This window comes from Frigoribacterium sp. ME-P-080, from assembly GCF_030209595.1.
GTDB lineage: Bacteria > Actinomycetota > Actinomycetes > Actinomycetales > Microbacteriaceae > Frigoribacterium.
In genome coordinates this window covers 313,573-336,803 of record NZ_JARVRR010000003.1, presented here as the reverse complement: position 1 = coordinate 336,803, position 23,231 = coordinate 313,573, and the positions used below count along the sequence as shown (strand labels likewise).

At 70.9% G+C, this 23,231-nt stretch carries 19 protein-coding genes, 1 tRNA gene and 1 other RNA gene; 15 read left to right on the top strand and 6 right to left on the bottom strand.

The window, feature by feature from the left end:
* Positions 1-155: 155 nt before the first annotated feature.
* From QRN23_RS06710 to QRN23_RS06690, 5 genes are all read left to right on the top strand, one after another.
* Positions 156-1,175 (top strand): LacI family DNA-binding transcriptional regulator, encoded by a 1,020-nt coding sequence (locus tag QRN23_RS06710; protein WP_233568360.1) that lies wholly within the window; start codon positions 156-158, stop codon positions 1,173-1,175.
* A gap of 331 nt (positions 1,176-1,506) precedes the next feature.
* Positions 1,507-3,057 (top strand): multiple monosaccharide ABC transporter ATP-binding protein, encoded by a 1,551-nt coding sequence (mmsA, locus tag QRN23_RS06705; protein WP_056046505.1) that lies wholly within the window; start codon positions 1,507-1,509, stop codon positions 3,055-3,057.
* Positions 3,054-4,421: a multiple monosaccharide ABC transporter permease gene (gene mmsB, locus QRN23_RS06700; RefSeq protein WP_043592911.1), complete on the top strand. Its 1,368-nt coding sequence runs from the start codon at positions 3,054-3,056 to the stop codon at positions 4,419-4,421. Before mmsA ends, mmsB begins: the two co-directional genes overlap by 4 nt.
* Positions 4,422-4,531: 110 nt before the next feature.
* Complete coding sequence (locus tag QRN23_RS06695) at positions 4,532-5,629, top strand: substrate-binding domain-containing protein (RefSeq protein ID WP_056046504.1); 1,098 nt, start codon at positions 4,532-4,534, stop codon at positions 5,627-5,629.
* Positions 5,630-5,721: 92 nt separating this feature from the next.
* Positions 5,722-6,279: an MOSC domain-containing protein gene (locus QRN23_RS06690; protein ID WP_056046502.1), complete on the top strand. Its 558-nt coding sequence runs from the start codon at positions 5,722-5,724 to the stop codon at positions 6,277-6,279.
* Between the two features lie 46 nt (positions 6,280-6,325).
* Here the strand turns inward: QRN23_RS06690 and QRN23_RS06685 are convergent, their stop codons facing one another.
* On the bottom strand, positions 6,326-6,892 hold the full coding sequence (locus QRN23_RS06685) for a TetR/AcrR family transcriptional regulator (protein WP_285062982.1): 567 nt from the start codon (positions 6,890-6,892) through the stop codon (positions 6,326-6,328).
* 360 nt (positions 6,893-7,252) lie between these two features.
* Between QRN23_RS06685 and QRN23_RS06680 the strand changes: the two genes are divergently transcribed.
* The 3 genes from QRN23_RS06680 to QRN23_RS06670 all read left to right on the top strand — a co-directional run bounded on the left by QRN23_RS06680 (position 7,253) and on the right by QRN23_RS06670 (position 11,340).
* Positions 7,253-8,482 carry a multidrug effflux MFS transporter gene (locus QRN23_RS06680; protein WP_056046500.1) on the top strand — a complete coding sequence of 410 codons (1,230 nt, stop codon included), beginning with the start codon at positions 7,253-7,255 and terminating at the stop codon, positions 8,480-8,482.
* Between the two features lie 85 nt (positions 8,483-8,567).
* On the top strand, positions 8,568-9,278 hold the full coding sequence (locus QRN23_RS06675; RefSeq protein ID WP_123570502.1) for a phosphatase PAP2 family protein: 711 nt from the start codon (positions 8,568-8,570) through the stop codon (positions 9,276-9,278).
* Between the two features lie 139 nt (positions 9,279-9,417).
* Positions 9,418-11,340 (top strand): helicase HerA-like domain-containing protein, encoded by a 1,923-nt coding sequence (locus QRN23_RS06670; RefSeq protein ID WP_285062981.1) that lies wholly within the window; start codon positions 9,418-9,420, stop codon positions 11,338-11,340.
* Between the two features lie 86 nt (positions 11,341-11,426).
* On the opposite strand, the gene QRN23_RS06665 is transcribed toward QRN23_RS06670, so the two are convergent.
* The 3 genes from QRN23_RS06665 to QRN23_RS06655 form a co-directional block, all read right to left on the bottom strand.
* On the bottom strand, positions 11,427-12,065 hold the full coding sequence (locus tag QRN23_RS06665) for a hypothetical protein (protein WP_123570500.1): 639 nt from the start codon (positions 12,063-12,065) through the stop codon (positions 11,427-11,429).
* A gap of 158 nt (positions 12,066-12,223) precedes the next feature.
* Positions 12,224-12,604 carry an RNA-binding S4 domain-containing protein gene (locus QRN23_RS06660; protein WP_056046493.1) on the bottom strand — a complete coding sequence of 127 codons (381 nt, stop codon included), beginning with the start codon at positions 12,602-12,604 and terminating at the stop codon, positions 12,224-12,226.
* A gap of 50 nt (positions 12,605-12,654) precedes the next feature.
* Positions 12,655-13,176 carry a YbaK/EbsC family protein gene (locus tag QRN23_RS06655; RefSeq protein ID WP_285062980.1) on the bottom strand — a complete coding sequence of 174 codons (522 nt, stop codon included), beginning with the start codon at positions 13,174-13,176 and terminating at the stop codon, positions 12,655-12,657.
* Between the two features lie 120 nt (positions 13,177-13,296).
* Between QRN23_RS06655 and QRN23_RS06650 the strand changes: the two genes are divergently transcribed.
* The 4 genes from QRN23_RS06650 to QRN23_RS06635 all read left to right on the top strand — a co-directional run bounded on the left by QRN23_RS06650 (position 13,297) and on the right by QRN23_RS06635 (position 18,073).
* Positions 13,297-13,381: transfer RNA gene (locus QRN23_RS06650), tRNA-Ser, on the top strand.
* 109 nt (positions 13,382-13,490) lie between these two features.
* Positions 13,491-14,804, top strand: coding sequence for a PP2C family protein-serine/threonine phosphatase (locus tag QRN23_RS06645; protein ID WP_123570498.1), 1,314 nt, complete (start codon positions 13,491-13,493; stop codon positions 14,802-14,804).
* A 59-nt stretch (positions 14,805-14,863) separates the two neighbouring features.
* Complete coding sequence (gene nhaA, locus QRN23_RS06640) at positions 14,864-16,159, top strand: Na+/H+ antiporter NhaA (protein WP_285062979.1); 1,296 nt, start codon at positions 14,864-14,866, stop codon at positions 16,157-16,159.
* A gap of 54 nt (positions 16,160-16,213) precedes the next feature.
* On the top strand, positions 16,214-18,073 hold the full coding sequence (locus tag QRN23_RS06635; protein WP_285062977.1) for a BCCT family transporter: 1,860 nt from the start codon (positions 16,214-16,216) through the stop codon (positions 18,071-18,073).
* A gap of 89 nt (positions 18,074-18,162) precedes the next feature.
* Here QRN23_RS06635 and QRN23_RS06630 read toward each other — a convergent pair whose 3' ends face one another.
* Positions 18,163-18,654 (bottom strand): GNAT family N-acetyltransferase, encoded by a 492-nt coding sequence (locus QRN23_RS06630; protein ID WP_285062975.1) that lies wholly within the window; start codon positions 18,652-18,654, stop codon positions 18,163-18,165.
* Between the two features lie 85 nt (positions 18,655-18,739).
* Between QRN23_RS06630 and pta the strand changes: the two genes are divergently transcribed.
* Positions 18,740-20,881, top strand: coding sequence for a phosphate acetyltransferase (pta, locus tag QRN23_RS06625; RefSeq protein ID WP_173151283.1), 2,142 nt, complete (start codon positions 18,740-18,742; stop codon positions 20,879-20,881).
* Entirely contained in the window at positions 20,878-22,071 is a 1,194-nt protein-coding gene (locus QRN23_RS06620) for an acetate/propionate family kinase (RefSeq protein ID WP_159826145.1), read from the top strand. Before pta ends, QRN23_RS06620 begins: the two co-directional genes overlap by 4 nt.
* Positions 22,072-22,191: 120 nt before the next feature.
* Here QRN23_RS06620 and QRN23_RS06615 read toward each other — a convergent pair whose 3' ends face one another.
* Entirely contained in the window at positions 22,192-22,872 is a 681-nt protein-coding gene (locus QRN23_RS06615) for an SDR family oxidoreductase (protein WP_285062971.1), read from the bottom strand.
* A 54-nt stretch (positions 22,873-22,926) separates the two neighbouring features.
* Here QRN23_RS06615 and ffs point away from each other — a divergent pair.
* Positions 22,927-23,023, top strand: an RNA gene (gene ffs, locus QRN23_RS06610) — signal recognition particle sRNA small type.
* Positions 23,024-23,231: the final 208 nt, after the last annotated feature.

Here is a 23,231-nt window from a genome sequence, read left to right as displayed (position 1 = left end):
TGCCGCCGCTCCGCCGATGCCGGTGCCGGCGCCGGGCGTCGCGACGGGGCGGTGACCCCCGTCCGGGACGTCGGCGACCTCCGGGGAATGCATAATGGTCTCCGGACGACGATGTGTACGGTCACATCGCCCGGTCACAGAGCGACGGAGCGACGGTGAAGCCTGACATCGACAAGGTGCGTGCTCCCAACATCCGCGACGTGGCCGCTCTCGCAGGGGTCTCGTACCAGACCGTCTCGCGTGTGCTCAACGACAGTCCCAGCATCCGGCCGAGCACGCGGCAGAAGGTGCTCGACGTCATCGACGAGATCGGCTACCGACCGAACCAGGCCGCGCGGGCGCTGGTCACCAGCCGGTCGAAGGCCATCGGCGTGCTCACCCTGCAGAACGTCCACTTCGGTCCGCAGACGATCGTCAACGCCATCGAGGTCGCGGCCCGGACGGCCGGCTACCGGCTGAGCATCGCGAGCACGACGACGGTGTCGGACGACGTCCGGGCGAGCCTGCAGTTGCTCACCAACCAGGCGGTCGAGGCGATCATCGTCATCGCCCCGCAACGCAAGTTCTTCGACGTGATCGACGAGCTCGACCTCGACGTCCCCATCGTCGCGCTCGACTCGACGCAGCGGGCCCGGGCGCACAGCCTCTCGGTCGACCAGTTCGAAGGGGCGCGCCTCGCGACCCGGCACCTGATCGACCTCGGCCACCGGCACATCGTGCACGTCGCCGGACCCCAGGACTGGATCGAGGCCGACGAGCGGATGCAGGGCTTCCTCTTCGAGATGGGCGAGGCCGAGTTGTCGATCGAGCCGCCCATCCTCGGCGACCTGACCGCCGACTTCGGCTACACGGCCGGGCAGGAACTGCTGCGCCGCCGCGACTTCACCGCCGTGTTCTCGGCCAACGACCTGATGGCCGTGGGCCTGCTGCACGCCTTCCGCGAGGCCGACGTCGACGTGCCCCGCGAGGTCAGCGTCGTAGGCTTCGACGACTCGCCGACCGCGCCGCACCTGTGGCCGCCGCTCACGACCGTGCGTCAGGACTTCGCCCTGATCGGCCGACGCGCCGTCGAACTCGTCGTGGCCGAGCTCGAGGGCGGCACGGTCGTCGACCGCACCCTGATCCCTCCGGAACTGGTGGTGCGCGGGTCGACCTCGCGCCCCTGGTTCCTCTGACGGCCCGTCACCGCACGGCGGGACGACCGTCAGGAGGCGCGGCGCGCGTCGGTCGGCCCGCGTTCGATAACGGATCGGCATCGGCATTTGACAGCACCCCCTCTCGGGATTAGCTTTGCTCCAGTCGCAGTGTGAACGGTCACATTCGGCGGGTCCGGCCCCTTCGGCAGGCTCGACGGACGGCCCGGCACGGCGGCGACGAATCACAGGATGCCCGTCGGTGCACATCACCGGCGGACGACGACGAGGTCGAAGGTCGAGGACGACGTGCCCAGTGCCGTGACGCAGAGCGAACAGCTCGCGAGCAGCCACATCCCCGGGGGTGCCCCGCATGGGCGTTGACTCTCCCGTCATCCTCGAGATGCGCTCCATCACGAAGGAGTTCCCGGGCGTCAAGGCGCTCGACGACGTGTCGATGCAGGTCCGCGCCGGTGAGGTGCACGCGATCTGCGGCGAGAACGGCGCCGGCAAGTCGACGCTGATGAAGGTCCTCTCGGGTGTCTACCCGTTCGGCACCTACACGGGCGACATCGTCTACCAGGGTGCCGAGATGCGCTTCCGCGACATCCGCTCGAGCGAGTCGCAGGGCATCGTCATCATCCACCAGGAGTTGGCGCTGATCCCCGAGCTCTCGATCACCGAGAACATCTTCCTCGGGAACGAGCCGACCCGCTTCGGGGCCATCGACTGGCGCGCGGCGAAGACGAAGGCCATCGACCTGCTCGCCCGCGTCGGCCTCAAGGACGACCCCGACACCGCCATCAAGAACCTCGGCGTCGGCAAGCAGCAGCTCGTCGAGATCGCCAAGGCGCTGAACAAGAACGTCAAGCTGCTGATCCTCGACGAGCCGACCGCGGCCCTCAACGAGGCCGACTCGCAGCACCTGCTCGACCTCATCCGCGGCCTCAAGGGTCGGGGCATCTCGTCGATCATGATCAGCCACAAGCTCAACGAGATCGAGGCCATCGCCGACTCCATCACGATCATCCGTGACGGCAAGACCATCGAGACGCTCGACGTGAAAGAGGACGGCGTCAACGAGGACCGCATCATCCGCGGCATGGTCGGCCGCAACCTGGCCAGCCGTTTCCCCGACCGCACCCCGAAGATCGGCGAGGTCTTCTTCGAGGTCAAGGACTGGTGGGTGCGCCACCCGCAGACGGCCGAACGCTTCGTCTGCAAGGGATCGTCCATCACCGTGCGCAAGGGCGAGATCGTCGGCCTGGCCGGCCTGATGGGCGCCGGTCGCACCGAACTCGCGATGAGCATCTTCGGTCGCTCGTACGGTCAGTTCGTCTCGGGCGAGATCGTCAAGGACGGCCGGAAGATCGAGATCAAGAACGTCTCGGACGCGATCGACAACGGCCTGGCCTACGTCTCCGAAGACCGGAAGGTGCTGGGGCTCAACCTGCTCGACGACATCAAGCGCTCGACGGTCGCGGCCAAGCTCACCAAGATCTCGAAGGCCTCCGTGGTCAACACCTACGAAGAGCACTCGATCGCCGAGGACTACCGCAAGAGCCTGCGCGTCAAGACCCCCACGGTCGACGAGGGGGTCGCCAAGCTCTCCGGCGGCAACCAGCAGAAGGTCGTCCTGGCGAAGTGGATGTTCACCGACCCCGACCTGCTCATCCTCGACGAGCCCACGCGAGGCATCGACGTGGGCGCCAAGTTCGAGATCTACAACATCATCAACCAGCTCGCGGCCCAGGGCAAAGGCGTGATCGTCATCTCGTCCGAACTGCCCGAGCTGCTGGGGCTCTCCGATCGCATCTACACGATCTTCGAGGGTTCCGTCACGAACGAGATCGAGGCCTCCGAGGCCGACGCCGAGACGCTCATGCGAACCATGACCTCGAAGAAGAAGGAGCAAGCCGCATGAGTGGCATCAAAGACCTGAAGAAGGTGTTCGGCGGCAACACGTCGAACGCGCGCCAGTTCGGCATGATCGCGACGCTCGTCGTGGCCATCCTGATCTTCCAGGTGCTGACCGACGGGCTCACCCTGCAGCCCACGAACCTCATCGCCCTGGTCAGCCAGTACTCGTACATCCTGATCCTCGCCATCGGCATGGTGATGGTCATCGTGGCCGGCCACATCGACCTCTCGGTCGGTTCGGTCGCCGCCTTCAGCGGCATCGTCGTCGCCAAGGCGATGGACAGCTGGGGTCTTCCGTGGGGTGCCGCGATCCTGCTCGGCCTCGTGGTCGGCGTGGTCATCGGCGCCTGGCAGGGCTTCTGGGTCGCCTACGTCGGCGTCCCCGCCTTCATCGTGACGCTGGCCGGCATGCTGCTCTTCCGCGGTGCCAACCAGTTCGTCGGCAACGCCGACACCATCCCGGTCCCCGAGGGCTTCACGGTCATCGGCGCGGGTTACCTCCCCGAGTTCGGTCCGAACACCGGCTACAACAACGCGACCCTGCTGCTCGGCCTCGTCATCATCGTCGCCGTGGTCTACAACGAGTTCCGCCTGCGTCGCATCCAGCAGAAGATGGGCTCCGAGCGGGCTCCCCTCTGGGTCAGCGCCGTCAAGCTGGTCGTGCTGGTCGCGATCATCGCCTACGCCGCGACGCTCTTCGCCGGCGGCCGCGTCGGGACGTCGTTCCCGATCTCGGGCATCATCCTCGGCGTGCTCGTCCTGGTCTACGGCTTCGTCACGCAGAACACGATCTTCGGTCGGCACATCTACGCGGTGGGTGGCAACTCGCACGCCGCCGAGCTCTCGGGCGTCAAGGCGAAGCGCATCAACTTCTTCGTCATGATGAACATGTCCGTGCTCGCCGCCCTGGCCGGCATGATCTACGTCGCCCGTGCCGGTGCCTCCGGCCCGCAGGACGGCCTCAACTGGGAGCTCGACGCCATCGCCTCGGTCTTCATCGGTGGCGCCGCCGTCGCCGGCGGCATCGGCACGGTGACCGGCTCGATCGTCGGTGGTTTCGTCATCGCCGTGCTGAACAACGGCCTGCAGCTCATGGGCGTCGGCTCCGACAAGGTGCAGATGATCAAGGGCCTCGTGCTCCTGATCGCGGTCGCGGTCGACGTCTACAACAAGAGCCAGGGTCGTCCTTCCATCACCGGGTTCCTCACCCGGGGCCTGCGTCGCGACAAGAACGGCATCGCGGCCTCCGACCTGCCCCCGGGCGCCCAGAACGGCGTCGGTCGCGACGCCGAGACGACCGAGCCCGCACTCACACCGAACGGCGACATCTCGGACGTGCAGCGTCCCAAGGCCACGACGCCCAACTAGACCCACCACCCGCGCGCCCGTCCATCGACGGCCGGGCGCGCCTCCACCGGGAGTCCGCACCGCGGGCGACCACACGGCATCACCCCTCACAACGAGAAAGTAGACACAGCATGCGCAAACTCGCGCTGACGACCTTCGCGGTCGCCGCAGCAACGACGCTGATCCTGAGCGGCTGCTCGAACTCGGCCCGCACCGACGCGGGTTCGGGCGACGCGGCCTCGGGCTTCGAGTCCGGCTCGACCATCGGCGTGGCCCTGCCGGCCAAGACGAGCGAGAACTGGGTCCTCGCCGGCGACCTGTTCACCAAGGACCTCACCGACGCCGGGTTCAAGCCCGACGTGCAGTACGCGGCCGCCAGCGGCACCGTGGCCAACCAGCAGGACGAGATCCAGTCCATGGTCACCAAGGGCGCGAAGGTCATCATCATCGGCGCGGCCGACGGTGGCCAGCTCGGCACCCAGGTCAAGGCCGCCCACGACGCCGGCGCCGTGGTCATCGCCTACGACCGCCTGATCCTCAACACCGAGGACGTCGACTACTACGTCGCGTACGACAACTTCAAGGTCGGCGAGCTCCAGGGCCAGGCCCTGCTCGACGGCATGGCCGCGAAGAAGGCCGACGGCCCCTACAACGTCGAGCTGTTCTCCGGCTCGTCGGACGACGCCAACTCGAAGGTCTTCTTCGACGGCGCGATGAGCGTCCTGCAGCCGAAGATCGACGACGGCACCCTCGTCGTCGCCTCGGGCCAGACCGACATCAAGCAGACGGCGACCGACGGCTGGAAGCCCGAGAACGCCCAGCGCCGCATGGACTCGCTGCTCACCAGCACCTACGGTGACAAGGAGCTCGACGGCGTCCTGAGCCCGAACGACACCCTGGCCCGCGCCATCATCACCTCGGTGAAGCAGGCCGGCAAGGACATCCCGACCGTCACCGGTCAGGACTCCGAGGTCGAGTCGGTCAAGTCGATCATGGCCGGCGAGCAGTACTCGACCATCAACAAGGACACCCGCAACCTCGTGAAGCAGGCCGTCGCGATGGTCAGCTCGCTCAGCAAGGGCGACAAGGCCGAGACGAACGACGACGAGTCGTACGACAACGGCAGCAAGGTCGTCCCGGCCTACCTGCTGCCCCCGCAGATCGTGACCAAGGACAACGCCGCCGAGGCGTACGCCAACGACACGACGCTCGAGCCGCTCACCAAGTAGCACCCCCGCTGCCCTCGGGCAGCACCGGCACCGGCCGGGCACCCCGCACGGGGTGCCCGGCCGTCGTCGTCGGCGGGCGGTATCGTGCGTCCGTGGACACCGACCGACGAGCGCAGGAGGCGCGGGCCGCGTCCGCGACGCCGGTCACCGTCGAGTCGCTGCTCGCCTCGCCCCGGTCCCGCTACGTCGGCCGCCCCGCCGACGGCCCGGCCCCGGCCCCGACCACGGGCCCCGAGTCGCACGACGCCGTCACCGTGCGCGCCCACCTCGGCATCGTGGGCGACCGCTACTTCAACGCCCCGGCGCACCGCGGGGCCTCGGTCACCCTCTTCGCCGCCGAGCAGCTCGGGTACCTGGCCCGCGAGCTCGGCCTGCCCGAGGGCACGGTGCTCGACGCCGCCCTGACGCGTCGCAACGTGGTCGTGCGCGGCATCGACGTCGACGCCCTCGTGGGTCGCGAGTTCGACCTCGACACGGGCGACGGCCCGGTGTCGTTCCGCGCGAACCGGGCGGCGAACCCGTGCGCGTGGATGGACGTGGTGTTCGGCGCGGGGGCCTTCCGCGCGCTCCGGGGCCGCGGGGGAGTCCGATGCGAACCGCTCACCGACGGGGTGCTGCGCGTGGGGCCGGGACTGCTGCGCGCCTCCTAGGCGGCTGGGCGGCCCGCCGAGCCGTCGGAACGGGGAGCGCTGCGGGTCAACCCCACCAGGTGGGCAGCATGAGGTTCATGGTGTCGAGCAGGGCGCGGCGGCTCGTCCGCTTGCCGCCGAGCCAGGCCTCGACGGCTCCCACGAGCCCGTGTGCCAGGTGGCCGGCGGCGATGTGCACCGCGAGCCCCTCGGGGAGGCTGCCGGCGGGCAGGCCGGAGAGGTGCTGCACGCTCGACTCCTCGAAGTGGCGGGCCAGCGCCTGGTGGATCGACGCGTCGAGCGGGTCGGGCAGGGCGAGACGGTAGATCTCGCGGTACCGCACGACGTGGTCGACGACCTTCTCCATCGCACGCCGCGTCGCGTCGGGGCCGTCGGCCCGGCCGTCGAGCCGCAGCGCGTGGTCCTCGTCGCGGATGGCGTCGAGCTCGGGGGTGAGCACCGCGGTGAGCAGGCTGCCGGGCGAGGTCGCGTGGCTGTAGAACGTCGCGCGGTTGATCCCCGCGGCCCGGGTGACGTCGGCGACCGAGATGCTCGACACGGGCCGGGTCGAGGCGAGCTCGACGACGGCGGCGTGCAGTGCCTTCGTGGTCTGGACGATGCGCGCGTCGACCATGGACGTTCCTCCTCGGGTGCTCGGACGGGACGATCGCGTCCGAGGCCAGGTCGAGCCTAGACCGGGCCGACGCGCCGACACGGCACGGCGCGAGCCGCCGAGGCGGAAGGGCTGTCGCGGGGGTGCACGGCGGGGTTAGGCTGAGAACCGACGGGTGTCGTGCAGCGACGCCGTTCCCCTCCCTCCTCCCACCCCCTCCGATCTCGTGGTGGTCGTGCGCGACGGCCGGGTCGCATCGATTCGAGCCGCGAGCCGGCCTCGTCGTCGTGGCCGCGCCTCCTCGCGTGCCCCGATCCGTGACCGCCCCGTGCCCTCCCTCCGTGACCGCCCCTCCGCGACCCCCCAGACAGGACCTGCCTCGTGACCACCGTCGTCCACCCGGGTGACTCCCTGACCCGCCGCCAGCGGCTCGTCTACGTCGTCGTGCTCGGCGCGCTCACCGCGCTCGGGCCGTTCACGATCGACCTCTACCTGCCGGCGTTCCCCGAACTCAGCCGGGACTTCTCCGTCGACAGCGGCGTCATCCAGCTGACGCTGACGGCGACGACGATCGGCTTCGGGGTGGGGCAGCTGCTGGTCGGGCCGTGGAGCGACAAGGTCGGCCGTCGCACGCCGCTGATCGTCGCGACCGCCGTGCACATCCTCGCCAGCATCGGCGCCGCCAGCGCGCCGACCATCGAGCTGCTCGCCGTGTTCCGGGTGCTGCAGGGCATGGGTGCCGCCGCCGGGGGCGTCGTCGCCATGGCGACGGTGCGCGACCTGTTCGGTGGGCTGCCGCTCGTGCGCATGCTGTCGCGTCTCGCCCTGGTGAACGGGCTCGCCCCCATCGTCGCGCCCGTGATCGGCTCCCAGCTGCTGGCCTTCACCAGCTGGCGCGGCATCTTCGTGTTCCTCGTGGCCTACGGCGCGTTCGTGATCATCGCCGCGATCTTCCTGATCGTCGAGACCCTGCCGCCCGCCCGGCGGCACGAGGCCGGGCACACGACGCTCGGACAGCGCTACAAGGTGCTCTTCAGCGACCGGATCTTCGTCGGCGTCGCCCTGATCGGGGCGATGGTCTTCTCAGGCCTGTTCTCGTACCTCTCGGCCTCGTCGTTCCTCTTCCAGGAGGTCTACGGCCTGAACGCCCAGCAGTACGGCTACCTGTTCGCGATCAACTCGCTCGGGATCGTCGCCGGCGTCCAGATCAGCTCGCGGCTGGCCCGGCGGGTCGGGCCGCAGTGGATCCTCGCCTGCTCGACGATCGTCCTGCTGCTCGCCGCCGCGTCGATCGTCGTGCTCGACTCGCTCGGTGCCGGGCTCGTGGGCATCCTCGTGCCGCTGTGGTTCTTCATCGCGGCCTGCGGCTTCTCGTTCCCGCAGGTCCAGGTGCTCGGGCTCGCCAACCACGGCAAGGAGGCAGGGACGGCGGCGTCGTTGCTCGGCGCGCTGAACTTCGGCCTGGCGGGGCTCATCTCGCCGGTGGTCGGGTTCCTCGGCATCGGGTCCGCCGTGCCGATGGGCAGCGTCATGGTCGCCACCTCGTGCGTGGCCATCGCGAGCCTGTGGCTGCTGGTGCGCCCGCGGACGGTGCCGGCGCTGGGTCGCTGACCCGCGCCTCCCGGTCGTCCGTCGTCGAGCGTCGACGACCGGCGCCTCCCGGTCGCCGACCCGCGCCTCCCGGTACCGTCTGGGGATGCGCACCGACCCGCTCGCCCCGAAGCCCGCCTCGCCGTCCGAAGAACGGGTGGCCCGCCGCGTGCAGCGCCGCTGGTGGGTGTTCAGCGCGCTCGGCGCCATCGGCGTCGTGCTGCTGCTCGGCGTCGTGATCACGGCCCGGGCGGGGGTGATCGGCGTCGACGAGCGGTTCATGGGCGAACTGGTCGAGCACCGCAGCCCGTTCTGGGACGTCCCCTCGTTGATCTTCAACTCGATCGGCGCGGGCGTGGTCGGCGTCTTCGTCGTCCCGCTGGGCGTCGCCGCGCTCTTCCTGCTGCGCCGTCGCCCCTGGGCCGCGCTCTACTGGATCGCCGCCTGCGCGCTCAGCGCGGGCGTGGTCCAGGTCGTCAAGCACACGTTCGGCCGGGCCCGTCCCGAGGACATCCTCGTGGTGAGCGACTACGGCTCGTTCCCCTCGGGCCACACGTCCAACGCCGCGACGCTGGCCGTCGTGCTCGGGGTGATCCTGCGACGCGTCTGGGTGTGGGTCGCAGGCGCGGCCTACACGGTGCTGATGCTGCTCAGCCGCACCTACCTCGGGGCGCACTGGCTGACCGACACGATCGGCGGACTGCTGATCGGTGCCGGGGTCGCGGTCGTCCTCTGGGCCCCGGTCGCGCACCGGCTGCTCGACGAGCAGGAGCGCGTGCGGGGTCGCGGCTGGATCTGGCAGGGGCGCCGCGCCTGACGGTGCCGCTCGCGGGGTCGATGACGGGGGCGCTCGCGGGGTCGATCACGGGCGGGTCCGGACGAGGCCGGCGTGCGGCGTCGCCCGGTGTGGCCGAACTCGCCCGGACCGCGGTGCGCAGGGTGCCTAGGCTGGCCGCATGACGGACGCGCTCGAGCAGGCCAGGGCGGAGGCCGCCGCAGCGGTCGCCGCCGCCGAGAAGGCGAAGCAGGACGCGGAGGCGGCACTCGCGCGGGCCGAGCGGCTCGCGGCCGAGGCGGACGTCGCCGACGCCGCGGCGGACGCCGGGCTGACCGAACCCGAGCCGGTCGCCGGCACCCCGGTCGACGGCCTGCCCGTCCCGCCCGGCGGGCCGCTCGACGAGTCGGCGGTCGACCTCGTCCGCGCGGGCTACGGTTTCGACGGTCCCGCCCTCGAGCTCGGCGCCCTCGTGAACGGCGATGCCCGGGTCGACGTGCCCGTGCGCATCCCGCTCGCGATGCTCAACCGGCACGGGCTCGTGGCCGGTGCGACCGGCACGGGCAAGACCAGGACCCTGCAGGTGCTCGCCGAGCAGCTCTCGGCGGCCGGGGTCCCGGTCTTCGCGGCCGACGTGAAGGGCGACCTGTCGGGCATCGCGACGCCGGGCGAGGCGAACGAGAAGCTGCTGGCCCGCACGCGGGGGATCGGCCAGGACTGGTCGCCGCAGGCGGCACCGACCGAGTACTTCGCCCTCGGCGGCAAGGGCACCGGCGTGCCGGTCCGCGCGACGGTCAGCGGTTTCGGGTCGCTGCTGCTCAGCAAGGTGCTCGGCCTCAACGACACGCAGGAGAGCAGCCTCGGCCTGGTGTTCCACTACGCCGCGCAGGCCGGTCTGCCGCTGCTCGACCTGTCCGACCTGCGGGCCGTGCTGACCTGGCTGACGAGCGACGAGGGCAAGGGCGAACTCGAGGGGTTGGGCGGGCTGAGCAGACAGACCGTCGGGGTGATCCTCCGCGAGCTGATCACGTTCGCCGACCGGGGGGCCGACGCGTTCTTCGGCGAGCCCGAGATCGACACCGCCGAGTTCCTCCGCACGGCCGAGGACGGTCGTGGCGTCGTCAGCCTGCTCGAGGTGCCCGGTGTGCACGACCAGCCGGCGCTGTTCTCGACCTTCCTGATGTGGCTGCTCGCCGACCTGTACAACGACCTGCCCGAGGTGGGCGACCTCGACAAGCCGAAGCTCGTCTTCTTCTTCGACGAGGCGCACCTGCTGTTCGCCGACGCCTCGAAGGAGTTCCTGGCGCAGATCACGCAGACCGTCCGGCTCATCCGGTCCAAGGGCGTGGGCATCGTCTTCGTCACCCAGACCCCGAAGGACGTCCCGGGAGAGGTGCTCGCCCAGCTCGGCTCGCGCGTCCAGCACCAGCTCCGCGCCTTCACGCCCGACGACGCGAAGGCCCTGCGGGCGACGGTGTCGACGTACCCGACGAGCGACTACGACCTCGCCGCGGTGCTCACCGGCCTCGCCACCGGGGAGGCGGTGGTGACGGTCATGAACGAGAAGGGGGCTCCCAGCCCGGTCGCGTGGACGCGCCTCCGTGCCCCGCGCGGTTCGATGTCGCCGACCCCGGCCGACGTCATGACCGCGGCGGTCGCGGCGTCGCCGTTGATCGCCGCCTACGGTGCGTCGATCGACCGCGACTCGGCCCGGGAGATCCTGGCCCGCAAGCTCGAGGCGGCCGCGCTCGACCAGCGCGAACGGACCGACGCCGCGGCACGTCAGGCCACGATCGACGCCCAGCTCAAGGAGGCCGCGGCCCGCGAGAAGGCGGACGCCCGGGCGGTCACCGCCGCCGAGCGCGAGCGGAAGGCCGCCCAGGCCGAGTACGAACGTCAGCAGAAGGAGTTCGAGCGAGCCGAGCGGGCGGCCGCGAAGGCGCGTGCCGGGCGCGGGACGACGACCCGCGCCTCCTCGGGGTCCCGTTCGTCGGGGTCCGGATCGACCGGCGGCTTGCTCGGCGAGGTCCTCGGGTCGAGTGCCGGCAAGGCGGTCGTGCGCGAGGTCGTCAAGGGCATCTTCGGCACGCTGCGTCGCCGCTGAGCCCCGGGTCGGTGCAGCCCCGAGGTGGTGCATCCCCGAGGCGGTGCAGCCCGAGGCGGTGCAGGCCCGGGCCCGCGGGCACGTCCTCAGGCGGGGTTGCCGAACGCCTGGAAGAGCACCACGAGCGTGCCGGTCGCCAGGGCGAACAGGCCGCAGGCGATGGTGACCCCGATCCACGGGCGGCTCTCGTACCAGTAGGGGCTGTCGGGGTAGGCCGCGAAGAACTCGCGGCGGGTGAGGGCCCGGGACAGGACGGTCGTCGGGATGCCGAGTGCGTCGACGACGGCGTGCACGGACGCCTCCGACCAGTACGTGCCCCGCATCCGGAACAGGCGTCGCCCCTCGTCGTCGAGGGCGAGCAGCTGCGTGACGGTCTCGGTCGAGTGGTCCCGGTAGGTGCGGACGAGCACGAGGGAGTCGACCTCGTCGCGCCGCAGCCGGACGAAGCCGGGCAACCACCCCCGCTTGACGAACTCGCTGCGCGTGACGGCCGCGTACGAGAGGCGGTAGCGCCAGTACATGAGCAGTCCCATCACCACGACGCCGCAGGTGACGGCCAGCACGCCGCTCTGGTGGCCGCTCGGCAGGGTCAGCCACAGCACCGCGATCAGCACGGGGGACAGGCTGAAGACGCCGGTGAGCGTGGCGCTCCGGGCGAGTTCGCGCCGTGGCCGCACCGTCACGGTGCCCCGCTCGGTCGGCATCGCCGCGTCGGTCGTGTTCATGTCGTCCCCCCGGGGTCGGCGTGACCCCGAGTCCCCCGACCCGAGGCTGCTGCTGTCGGGGCAGCGCCGTGCCCTCAGCGTAGACGATGCGTTCGCACAGATACCGGGGCGTCCCACCCCAGTGCGGGGAGCCCGTGATCGGGGGACTCGAGCGAGTGTCAGCTCTCTGCGCGGTCCCGGAGGCGCTCGATCTCGCGACGGTCGCGCTTGGTCGGGCGGCCCGCGCCTCGGTCGCGGACCGGTACGGCGGCGACCTCTTCGCGCGGCGGTGGCGGGGGAGTGAGGTCGGTCATCGCCTCGGCCGCGGCCGGAGCACCGACGCGCTTCACGAGGCAGGTCTTGACGACGACGATCCGCTCGAAGCCCGCGATGCGCGCCCGGACCTCGTCGCCGGGACGGACCGCCTGGGCGGCCTTGACGCGCTCGCCGTTCACCCGCACGTGACCGGCCCGGCAGGCGGCGTTGGCGGCCGAGCGGGTCTTGTAGAGCCGGACGGCCCAGAGCCAGGCGTCGACGCGGGCGGACGTGAGGGGCGGCATGGGGAAATGCTACGGGTGGCCGCCGACGTCGAGGACCGAGGGGGCCGGTCTCAGAGGTCGTCGGAGGCGACGCGCGCCGGGGTGCCCCCGGTCACGCGCACCAGCTCGGCGAACGTCGTGGCGAAGACGGTGTTCGCGGTGCCGGCGCTCGCCCAGAGCACGTCGTGGGTCTCGAGCGCGGTGTCGACGAGCGTCCGCACCGGGCTGGGGTGGCCGACCGGGGCCACGCCGCCGATGACCTGGCCGGTCGCGCGCTTCACCTGGTCGGCGTTCGCCCGCATGATCGGGCCCCGGCCCAGCGTCGACGCCACCAGGTCGGTGTCGACCCGGTGGGCGCCGCTGGTGAGCACGAGCAGGGCCTCCCCGCCGGTGTGGAACACCAGGCTGCTGGCGATGGCGCCCACCTCGCAGCCGAGGGCGGCGGCGGCCTGCGCAGCCGTGTGCGTCGACTCGTCGAACTCGCGGACCTCGCCCTCGGCACCGGCGGCACGGAGGGCGGCGACGACGGCGCGGGCCCGCGGCGGCAGGGCGGCGTCGGGGTGCTCCGAGGAGGGGCGGTGCGCGTCGGTCATGCCCCGACGGTAGCCATGAGGGAGCCTCAAGGTCAGCAGCGACACGGGGGCGTCCCCCGGGCCCCGCGGAGTCCGGTACGCTGGTCTCGGTCGTGCGACGGTTCACCGTGTGCCCGCCCTGGAGGATTCGCCTAGTGGCCTATGGCGCACGCTTGGAAAGCGTGTTGGGTGCAAGCCCTCAGGGGTTCGAATCCCCTATCCTCCGCATCGAGACGGCTCTTCCCTCCCCGGGAGGGGCCGTTTCTCGTCCTCGCCCCACGTTCTGGGGCATCGCCTTCTCCCCGATGGAGGCCCGGTCGCCCTAGCCTTGGGTCATGAGCGTCAGTCAGTTGGGCAACGACACCCTGCGCCCCAGCGTCTGGGGCGACTCCGGCCTCCTCGCGCGGGTCATGTCGGCCGGCTCGCGACGTCACGTCGCCCTGCTCAAGCAGGGCTTCGTCTTCCTCTTCGTGTTGCTCGCCGCAGTCGTGAGCACGCTCATCCCGTGGCTGCCCGTCAGCGATGCACCGAGCATGTGGGCCGGCGTCTTCGCCGCGTTCTGCGGCGTCGTCTTCGCCTCGGTGGTCTCCCGGCGTCCCCGCCTGCTCACCTGGGAGATCGTCATCCCCGCCGCCGACTTCGTCGCGGTGGGCCTGCTCCGCTACGGAACGGGTGACAGCGGGTCCGTCTTCATCCCCATCATCCTGCTGCCGATCGTCTGGATCGCCGTGTGGCCGGGGCGGCTCAGCATCGTGTGGCTGCTGATCGGATCGGCCGTCACCTTCATGCTGCCGTTCGTGATCGAGCCGAGCGGACGCGCGCCCAGCGAGTTCATCCGCATCGCCTTCTCCCTGGCCATCTACGCCACCATCGGCCTCGCCATCAACGAGCTCGCCCGGCAGGCGAGCCGCAAGGTGGAGCTGTCCCGAGCGCAGCAGCACGCGGTCGAACGGGAGCTCGACCGGGCCGCGACCATCCAGCAGTCGCTCCTGCCACCGAAGACGAGCCTCCTTCCCGAGATGTTCGCCGTCCGGGGGAGGTGCATCCCCGCCCGCGCCGTCGGGGGCGACTTCTACGACTGGTATCCCACCCCGGACGGCATCGCCCTGACCGTGGGGGACGTCATGGGCAAAGGCGTCGGAGCGGGGATGATCGCCGCCGCCGTGCGTTCCGTCATCCGCAGTTCGTCGGACGATCTCGACCCCGCCGTGGCCCTGCGTCGTGCGACGACGGGCCTCGCGAGCGGTGACGGTGACGTCCAGTTCACCACGTGCTTCCACGCCCGCATCACTCCGTCGGGCGAGATCCGTTGGGCCGACGGCGGACACGGGCTGGCGCTCATCCGGCGCGCCACCGGTCTCGTGGAGCGGCTGCAGTCGTCCGACCTCCCCATCGGCCTCGGGGACCGCTGGACGTCGTACGCCGACCAGCTGCACCCAGGCGACACGATCGTCTGCATCAGCGACGGGGTCCTCGATCTCTTCCCGGACGAACTGCACGCCTTCAGCCAGTTCCAACTGCTGCTCATCTCGTCCGGTGACCCGAGCGACATCGTGCAGAAGGTCGCCGAGCTGGTCGGCGACGACGAGCAGGCCGACGACGTCACCGTCGTCGCGGCGACGTTCGCCCCGGCTCTGACACGGGCGTGACGGTCGCCGTCACCTCGACCCGTGCCCGCCCCGGCGTCGTCTGGTAAGACAGGACGACGATGCCCCACGACGACCTGCCCTCTTCCCCGCCTCCCACCGTCGCTCCCGGACTCTTCGCCGAAGAGACGACCTCGGAGTCCACCCGCCTCGGCGAGATCCTCCGGAAGGAGACCGTGGGCGGGGTCGTCCTCGTCGTCGCCGCCGTCCTGGCGGTCGTGTGGGCGAACTCACCGCTCTCGGGGGCGTACTTCGCACTCCGGGACTTCGAGTTCGGCCCGGCGGGTCTCGGGCTGCACCTGAGCGTGGGGGAGTGGGCCGCGGACGGCCTCCTCGCGATCTTCTTCTTCCTCGTCGGGCTGGAGCTCAAACGGGAGTTCGTCGCCGGAGAGCTGCGGAAGGTCAGCAAGGCGATCGTGCCGGTGGCCGCCGCGTTCGGCGGAGTCCTCGTCCCCGCCCTGATCTTCACCGCCGTCAACGCCTCCGACCCGGAGGCGGTGCGGGGGTGGGCCATCCCCACCGCGACCGACATCGCCTTCGCCGTCGCGGTCCTCGCCATCGTGGGCTCGAGGTTGCCCAGCGCGCTGCGCATCTTCCTGCTGACCCTCGCCGTCGTGGACGACCTCATCGCCATCGGCATCATCGCGTTCGTCTACACCAGCGCGATCGAGGTCGTCCCGTTGGCACTCGCCATCGTGCCGCTCGCGGCGTACGTGTTCCTGACCCAGAGGTTCCGACGGTTCTTCGGCCTTCACCCCGCCGCGAACTGGTTCATCCTCCTTCCGGTCGCCGTCCTGGTGTGGGGGCTCATCCACGCCTCCGGGGTCCACGCCACCGTCGCCGGCGTCCTCCTCGGTTTCGCCGTCCCCGTCATCCGGAGCCAGGCCAGTGGCGGCCCGGATGCGGGACCGGGGCTCTCCGAGGTCTTCGAGCACCGCTTCCGGCCGATCTCCACCGGTTTCGCCGTCCCCGTGTTCGCGTTCTTCTCCGCAGGGGTCGCCTTCGGTGGCCTCGACGGCCTGAGGACGGCTCTCTCCAGTCCGGTCACGATCGGCATCATCGCCGCCCTCGTCCTCGGCAAACCCGTCGGCATCCTCGCGACGACCTGGATCACGACCAGGATCACCCGGGCAGAACTCGACCGGAGCATCAAGTGGGTGGACCTCACCGGCGTCGCCCTCCTCGGGGGCATCGGCTTCACCGTGTCCCTGCTCGTCGCCGAACTGAGCTACGGGCTCGGCAGCGCTCACGACGACGACGCCAAGGTGGCCATCCTCGTCGCGTCGGTGCTCGCCGCCGTCCTCGCGACGGCCGTCCTGCGACCCCGCAACCGGTACTACCGTCACCAGGATCGGTGACCCGGACGACGTCGTGATTGGGACGGCGGGCCCCTCAACCGTCACCATGGAGGCATGGCCACGACAACTCCTTCCCCTTCCGGGCCCCCCGCCGACCATCCCGCTTCCCTGACGGAGACCGTCTCGACCACCCCTCAACTGCGCCGCTGGGTCTTCTGGCCGGCCGCCGTCGTCGTCCTCGGCTTCGTCGCCTACACCCTGATCGCCCCCGCCTCGGCCGAGGCGCTGTTCCTCGGCCTGCAGAGCGGCATCGTCCGCAACTTCAGCTGGTACTACGTGCTGATCGCCGCCTTCTTCGTCGGCTTCAGCCTGTTCCTCGGGTTCAGCAGGTTCGGTGGCATCAAGCTGGGCAAGGACAAGGACGAGCCCGAGTTCTCGACCGGCTCGTGGTTCGCGCTCCTCTTCGCCGCGGGCATGGGCATCGGCCTCGTCTTCTACGGCGTCTCCGAGCCCCTCAGCCACTTCGCCTCGCCACGACCGGGCGTCACCGGCACCGAGGACCAGCTCGCGCAGCAGGCCCTGACCCAGACCTTCCTCCACTGGGGGCTGCACGCCTGGGCCATCTACGTCGTCCTCGGACTCGCCCTCGCCTACGCGATCCACCGGAGGGGTCGTCCCGTCTCCATCCGCTGGGCCCTCGAGCCCCTCCTCGGCAACCGCGTCCGCGGGGGCTGGGGCAACCTGATCGACGTCATCGCCCTCGTCGGCACGCTGTTCGGCGTCGCGACCTCGCTCGGCCTCGGCGTCATCCAGATCGGCGCCGGCCTCGAGGCCGCGGGCATCGCCGACAGCAGCATCGTGAGCCAGATCGCGATCATCGCCGTCATCACGGCGGTCACCATCGTGTCGCTCGTCACCGGCGTGACCAAGGGCATGAAGATCCTCTCGAACTTCAACCTCATCCTCGCGGCCGCCCTGCTGCTGTTCATCCTGATCGTCGGACCCACGCAGTTCCTGCTGCGCGACTTCGTGCAGTCCATCGGCGCCTACCTGCAGAACGTCGTCGGCCTGTCCTTCAACGTGACCGCCCAGCAGGGCGCGGCCGGCGAGGAGTGGCAGGGCGCCTGGACCACGTTCTACTGGGGGTGGTGGATGTCGTGGGCGCCCTTCGTCGGCATCTTCATCGCCCGCATCTCGAAGGGCCGCACGGTCCGCCAGTTCGTCTTCGGCGTGCTGCTCGTCCCGACCGCCCTCACCTTCCTGTGGTTCGCCGTCCTCGGTGGTGCCGCCATCCACCAGCAGACCGACGGCTCGGGTGGCCTCGTCGGAGCCGACGGCTCGGTCGACGTCGAGGGGTCGCTCTTCGCCCTGCTCGGCGGGCTGCCCGCCGGGACGGTCCTGACGTTCGGCGCGATCCTGCTCATCGGCGTGTTCTTCGTCACCTCGTCCGACTCCGGATCGCTCGTCATGGCGATGATCGCGTCGGGCGGCGACATCGAGCCGAAGAACTGGCTCCGGGTGTTCTTCGCCCTGGTGGCCGCCCTGCTCGCCGTCGCGCTCCTCCTGACCGGCGGTCTGGACGCCCTGAAGACCGCGGCGATCACGACGGCGCTGCCGTTCAGCATCGTGCTGCTGTTGACCTGTTGGTCGACGATCATCGCCTTCACCCGCGAACGTCGTGCGTACGACAAGGCCGAGCGCGACGTCCTCCTGGAGCACGTCGGCGCGTACTACGGGCTCGAGGTCGACGCCCCGACCCAGGCCGGTGGCACACGACTCGCCCGCCCCTGGGAGGCGGTCAAACGCCGGGTCCGGGGTGGCCGTGACGGTTCCCCGGTGAGCCGGGCGACGTCCGCCTCGGCCGTCGTCGCCGAGCCTCCGCTCCAGGTCGACGTCGTGTCGCCCGACCCGGCCGTCGACGGTCGGCTCGACACGCCCGGCGACACCGGACAGGACGGGTCGACCGGACGCTGACCCCACCGCTCTGCCCACGACGGGCGTCGTCTCCCCGGAGGCGGCGCCCGTCGTCGTCCCGGCGCCTCGTCGGTCCCGTCGCGCCCGGGTCAGGCCAGTCGGCGGATCATGTACCGCAGGTCTAGCCACTCGCCGAACTTCGTGCCGACCTCGCGCAGCACGCCGGCGTTCTCGAAGCCGAGCGACGCGTGCAGCCGCACCGACGCCTCGTTGCCCGCCTCGATCAGGGCCACCATGACGTGCAGCTCGTCCCGCGTGGCCCGCTCGACGAGTTCGGCCATCAGCGCTCGTCCGAGTCCCTTGCCCTGTTGCCCCGGACGCACGTAGACCGAGTTCTCGCAGGTGTGCCGGTAGCCGTCCTTGGCATGGAACGGCCCGTAGCTGCCGTAGCCGAGCACCTCGTCGCCGTCCACCGCGACGATCGCGCTGCGCCGCGCCTCCTGATGGCTGGTCAGCCACTCGCGCCGACCCTCGAGGGTCGGCGTGACGTCGGTCCAGATGGCCCGGGAGTGCGCCACGGCGTCGGCGTGGATCTCGAGGACGCCGGGCAGGTCGGCCTCGGTCGCGGTGCGGATCTGCATGCCGACGAGCCTAGGAGACGTCTCGCGGCCTCCGCCAGCACGCTTCCCCGGCGGCTCGAAGGCTGCCGCCCGTAGGCTGGCGAGCGTGTCGACACGCATCTACATCACCTCTGCCGAAGGCCACACGGGCAAGTCCACGATCGCCTTGGGCGTGCTCGACACGCTCAGCCACGAGGTGGGACGGGTGGGGGTGTTCCGACCCGTCGCCCGCTCGACCGACGAGCGCGACTACGTGCTCGAACTCCTGCTGTCGCACGACAGCGTCGACCTGGCCTACGACGAGTGCGTCGGCGTCAGCTACGACGCGGTGCACGCCGATCCCGATGCCGCGCTCGCCACCATCGTGAGCCGCTTCGCCGCCGTCGAGCGGCAGTGCGACGCGGTCGTGGTGATCGGTTCCGACTACACCGACGTCGGCAGCCCCACCGAGCTGTCGTACAACGCCCGCATCGCGGCCAACCTCGGCGCGCCCGTGCTGCTGGTGCTCGGCGGCCGCAGCGCCGACGGCCAGACGCGGCGCTCGGGCGCCGACATGCGCCAGGTCGCCGAACTGACCACCGCCGAGCTGCGCTCCGAGCACGCGAGCCTGCTGGCCGTCGTCGCCAACCGGGTCGATCCCGACCACCTCGACGAGGTCGTCGACGGCATCGGCCACGCCCTCGAGGCGTCACCCACCGGGCGGGTCCCGATCTGGACGCTGCCGGAGGACCGCGTCCTCGTCGCCCCGACGATGCGCGCCGTGCTGCAGGCCACCGGTGCGACCCTGCTGCGCGGCGACGACGCCCTGCTCGACCGAGAGGCGCTCGGCGTCGTCGTGGCGGCCATGTCGATGGAGAACGTGCTGCCGCGACTCACCGAGGGTGCCGTCGTCGTGGTGCCGGGCGACCGCTCCGACGTGCTCGTCGCGACGGTGCTCGCCCACGCCTCCGAGACCTTCCCGTCGCTCGCCGGCATCGTGCTCAACGGTGGGTTCGCCCTCGCCCCGCAGGTCGAGCGCCTGCTCGAGGGGCTCGACAGCCCGCTGCCGATCGCGACCACGAGCACCGGCACCTACGACACGGCCCTCGCCATCACGCAGACCCGCGGGCGCCTCGCCGCCGACTCGCCACGCAAGTACGACCTCGCCCTGGCCCTCTTCGAGACGCACGTCGACGGGGCCGAGCTGTTGCGCCTCCTGCAGGTCAGCCCGTCCGGGGTGGTGACGCCCCTGATGTTCGAGTACCAGCTGCTCGAGCGGGCGCGGGGGGCGCAGAAGCACATCGTCATGCCCGAGGGCGACGACGACCGGGTGCTGCGGGCCGCGTCCACCCTGTTGCAGCGCGGCGTCGCCGCCATCACGCTGCTCGGCGACGAGACGGCCATCCGCGCCCGGGGCGCCGAGCTCGGTCTCGACCTCGCCACCGCCCGCGTGCTCGACCCGTTCGACCCCAGCCTGCAGGTGCTCTTCGCGACCGAGTACGCCAAGCTGCGGGCCCACAAGGGCATCGCGGTCTCCCAGGCGATGGACACCGTGACCGACGTCTCGTACTTCGGCACGATGATGGTGAAGCTCGGCCTCGCCGACGGCATGGTGTCGGGCGCCAAGCACACCACGGCGCACACCATCCGGCCCGCCTTCGAGGTCATCAAGACGCTGCCCGACGTCGGCGTCGTGTCGAGCGTGTTCCTCATGGCGCTCGCCGACCGGGTGCTGGTCTACGGCGACTGCGCCGTCATCCCCGACCCGACCGCCGAGCAACTCGCCGACATCGCGATCTCGTCGGCGCAGACCGCACAGCAGTTCGGCATCGAGCCCCGCGTCGCCATGTTGAGCTACAGCACGGGCGACAGCGGCTCGGGTGCGGACGTCGAGAAGGTCCGCGCCGCCACGGCACTCGTCCGCGAACGCCGACCCGACCTGCTCGTCGAGGGGCCGATCCAGTACGACGCCGCGGCCGACCCGACGGTGGCCGCCGCCAAGATGCCGGAGTCCGAGGTCGCCGGTCGGGCGACGGTGTTCATCTTCCCCGACCTCAACACGGGCAACAACACGTACAAGGCCGTGCAGCGCAGTGCGGGTGCGGTCGCGATCGGCCCCATCCTGCAGGGCCTCCGCAAGCCGATCAACGACCTGTCCCGCGGGGCCCTCGTCGGAGACATCGTCAACACCGTCGCCATCACGGCCATCCAGGCCGGCACGCAGGCCGCCGCCGCCGCCGTCACCAGCACCGAAGGAGCCTCCTCGTGAGCACCGTCCTCGTCGTCAACTCCGGCTCGTCGTCGTTCAAGTACCAGCTGATCGAGCTCGAGGGCGAGCGCACGCTCGCGAGCGGTCTCGTCGAGCGCATCGGCGAGGACGTCGGGTCGACCCGTCACCGCAACGAGGTCACGGGCGACGAGACCCGCAACGACACCCAGCCGATCGCCGACCACGCCGCCGGCTTCGCCGCGATGCTGACCGCCTTCGAGGCGCACGGCCCGTCCTTCGCCGAGTACCCGCCGGTCGCGGTGGGCCACCGCGTCGTCCACGGCGGAGAGGAGTTCGACCGCGCGACGGTCGTCACGCCCGACGTCGAGAAGGCGATCGACCGCCTGTCGGCCCTCGCCCCGCTGCACAACCCGGCCAACCTGCAGGGCATCCGCGCGGCCCGGGAGGCCTTCCCCGACGTCCCCCACGTCGCGGTCTTCGACACGGCGTTCCACCAGACGCTCGCCCCCGCCGCCTACACCTACGCGATCGACGCCGAGCTGGCGAAGAAGCACCACGTTCGTCGCTTCGGCTTCCACGGCACGTCGCACAAGTACGTGAGCGAGAAGACAGCCGAGTTCCTCGGTCGCCCCCTGGCCGAGCTGAAGACCATCGTGCTGCACCTCGGCAACGGCGCGTCGGCCGCCGCGATCGACGGCGGACGGTCCATCGACACGAGCATGGGCATGACGCCCCTCGAGGGGCTCGTCATGGGCACGCGCTCGGGTGACATCGATCCCGCGGCCGTGTTCCACCTCCACCGTGAGGCGGGACTCGACTTCGCCGAGCTCGAGACGTTGCTCAACAAGGGCAGCGGGCTGCTCGGCCTCACCGGCAGCGGCGACATGCGCGACGTGCAGGACAGCGCGTCCCGGGGCGATGCCGTGTCCGAGGCGGCGCTGGCCGTCTACCGGCACCGCCTGCGCCACTACATCGGTGCCTACGTCGCCCAGCTCGGGGGACTCGACGCCGTCGTCTTCACGGCAGGGGTCGGCGAGAACAACGCCCTGCTGCGTCGTCGGACGCTCATGGGCCTGGAGTTCTTCGGCATCCACGTCGACGACGACCGCAACGAACTCGCGTCCCGCGAGGCGCGGTACATCTCGCCCGAGGGGTCGAGGGTGTCCGTCCTCGTCGTCCCCACGAACGAAGAACTCGAGATCGCCCGACAGGCCGCCGCCCTCAGCTGAGGCGTCTGCGGGTACACGACCCGACCGACCCTCAGACGGGGGAGAGCCCCGGTGCGCTGGTCGCGCCTCCGGGGCTCTCGTCCGTCACTCCGTGGTCGGTGGACGACCAGGAGGCGCGGGTCAGTACTTGATGGTCGCCAGCGCGTCCGAGACGGTGACGTCGCCCGAGACGGCCTCGAACTGCGTCTTGACGGCGGTGCCCTCGATCAGCGCCGTGGCGATGATCTCGGCCACGTCCGCGCGGGGGATGCTGCCGCGCTCGACGGTCGTGCCGACCGTGACCCGGCCGGTGCCGGCGTCGTCGGTCAGGCCACCGGGACGGACGATCGTCCAGTCCAGGCCCTCGCGACGGCGGAGGTCGGCGTCGGCCTCGCTCTTCGCACGCATGTACACCTGGTACACGTCGTCGTCGTTCGCGGCGGGCAGCTCGGCGCGCGCCGGGTCGAAGTCGTCCGTGCCGATGGCCGAGACCATGACGTAGCGCGTGACGCCCGCCTTCTCGGCGGCGTCGGCCAGGAGGACGGCCCCGTCGCGGTCGATGGTCAGCTTGCGCTCGGCGCCGCTGCCGCCGCCGCCGCCCGCGGCGAACACGACGGCGTCGGCCCCGTCGAGGTGGCCGGCGAGCGTGTCGACGTCGGTCCGTTCGAGGTCGAGGACGAGGGCACGGGCCCCCGCGGCCTCGAGGTCGGCGGTGTGGTCGGGGTTGCGGACGATGCCGACGGGGTCGTGCCCGGCGTCGGCGAGTCGGCGTTCGAGGAGCTGGGCGATCTTGCCGTGTCCTCCGGCGATGACGATTCTCATGCCCCCAGGCAACACCCCGGGTCGCGGCGACCACTCAGTTGCCGCTAAACTCGTCGAGGCTCCTCACGTGGCGTCATCCAGGCCAATTCCCCCAGGGCAGAAATGCAGCAAGGGTAACCGGGCTCTGACGGGTGCGTGAGGGGTCATTTCTCTTTTGGGGGCCGAAGGCCCCGTGGCCCCCCTTCGTGGGGTGCGCGATCCGCGCGATGCCCCCTAAGCTCGGCATCACGACGAGACCGAACCAGCTCGTCGGGAGCGATCAACCACCGCTCCGGCCGCACCCCTCACCACGGTGCGACCACGCGCGACGGCGCCGTCGCACCCGCACCACACGATCAGGATCAGGATCAGGACCGATG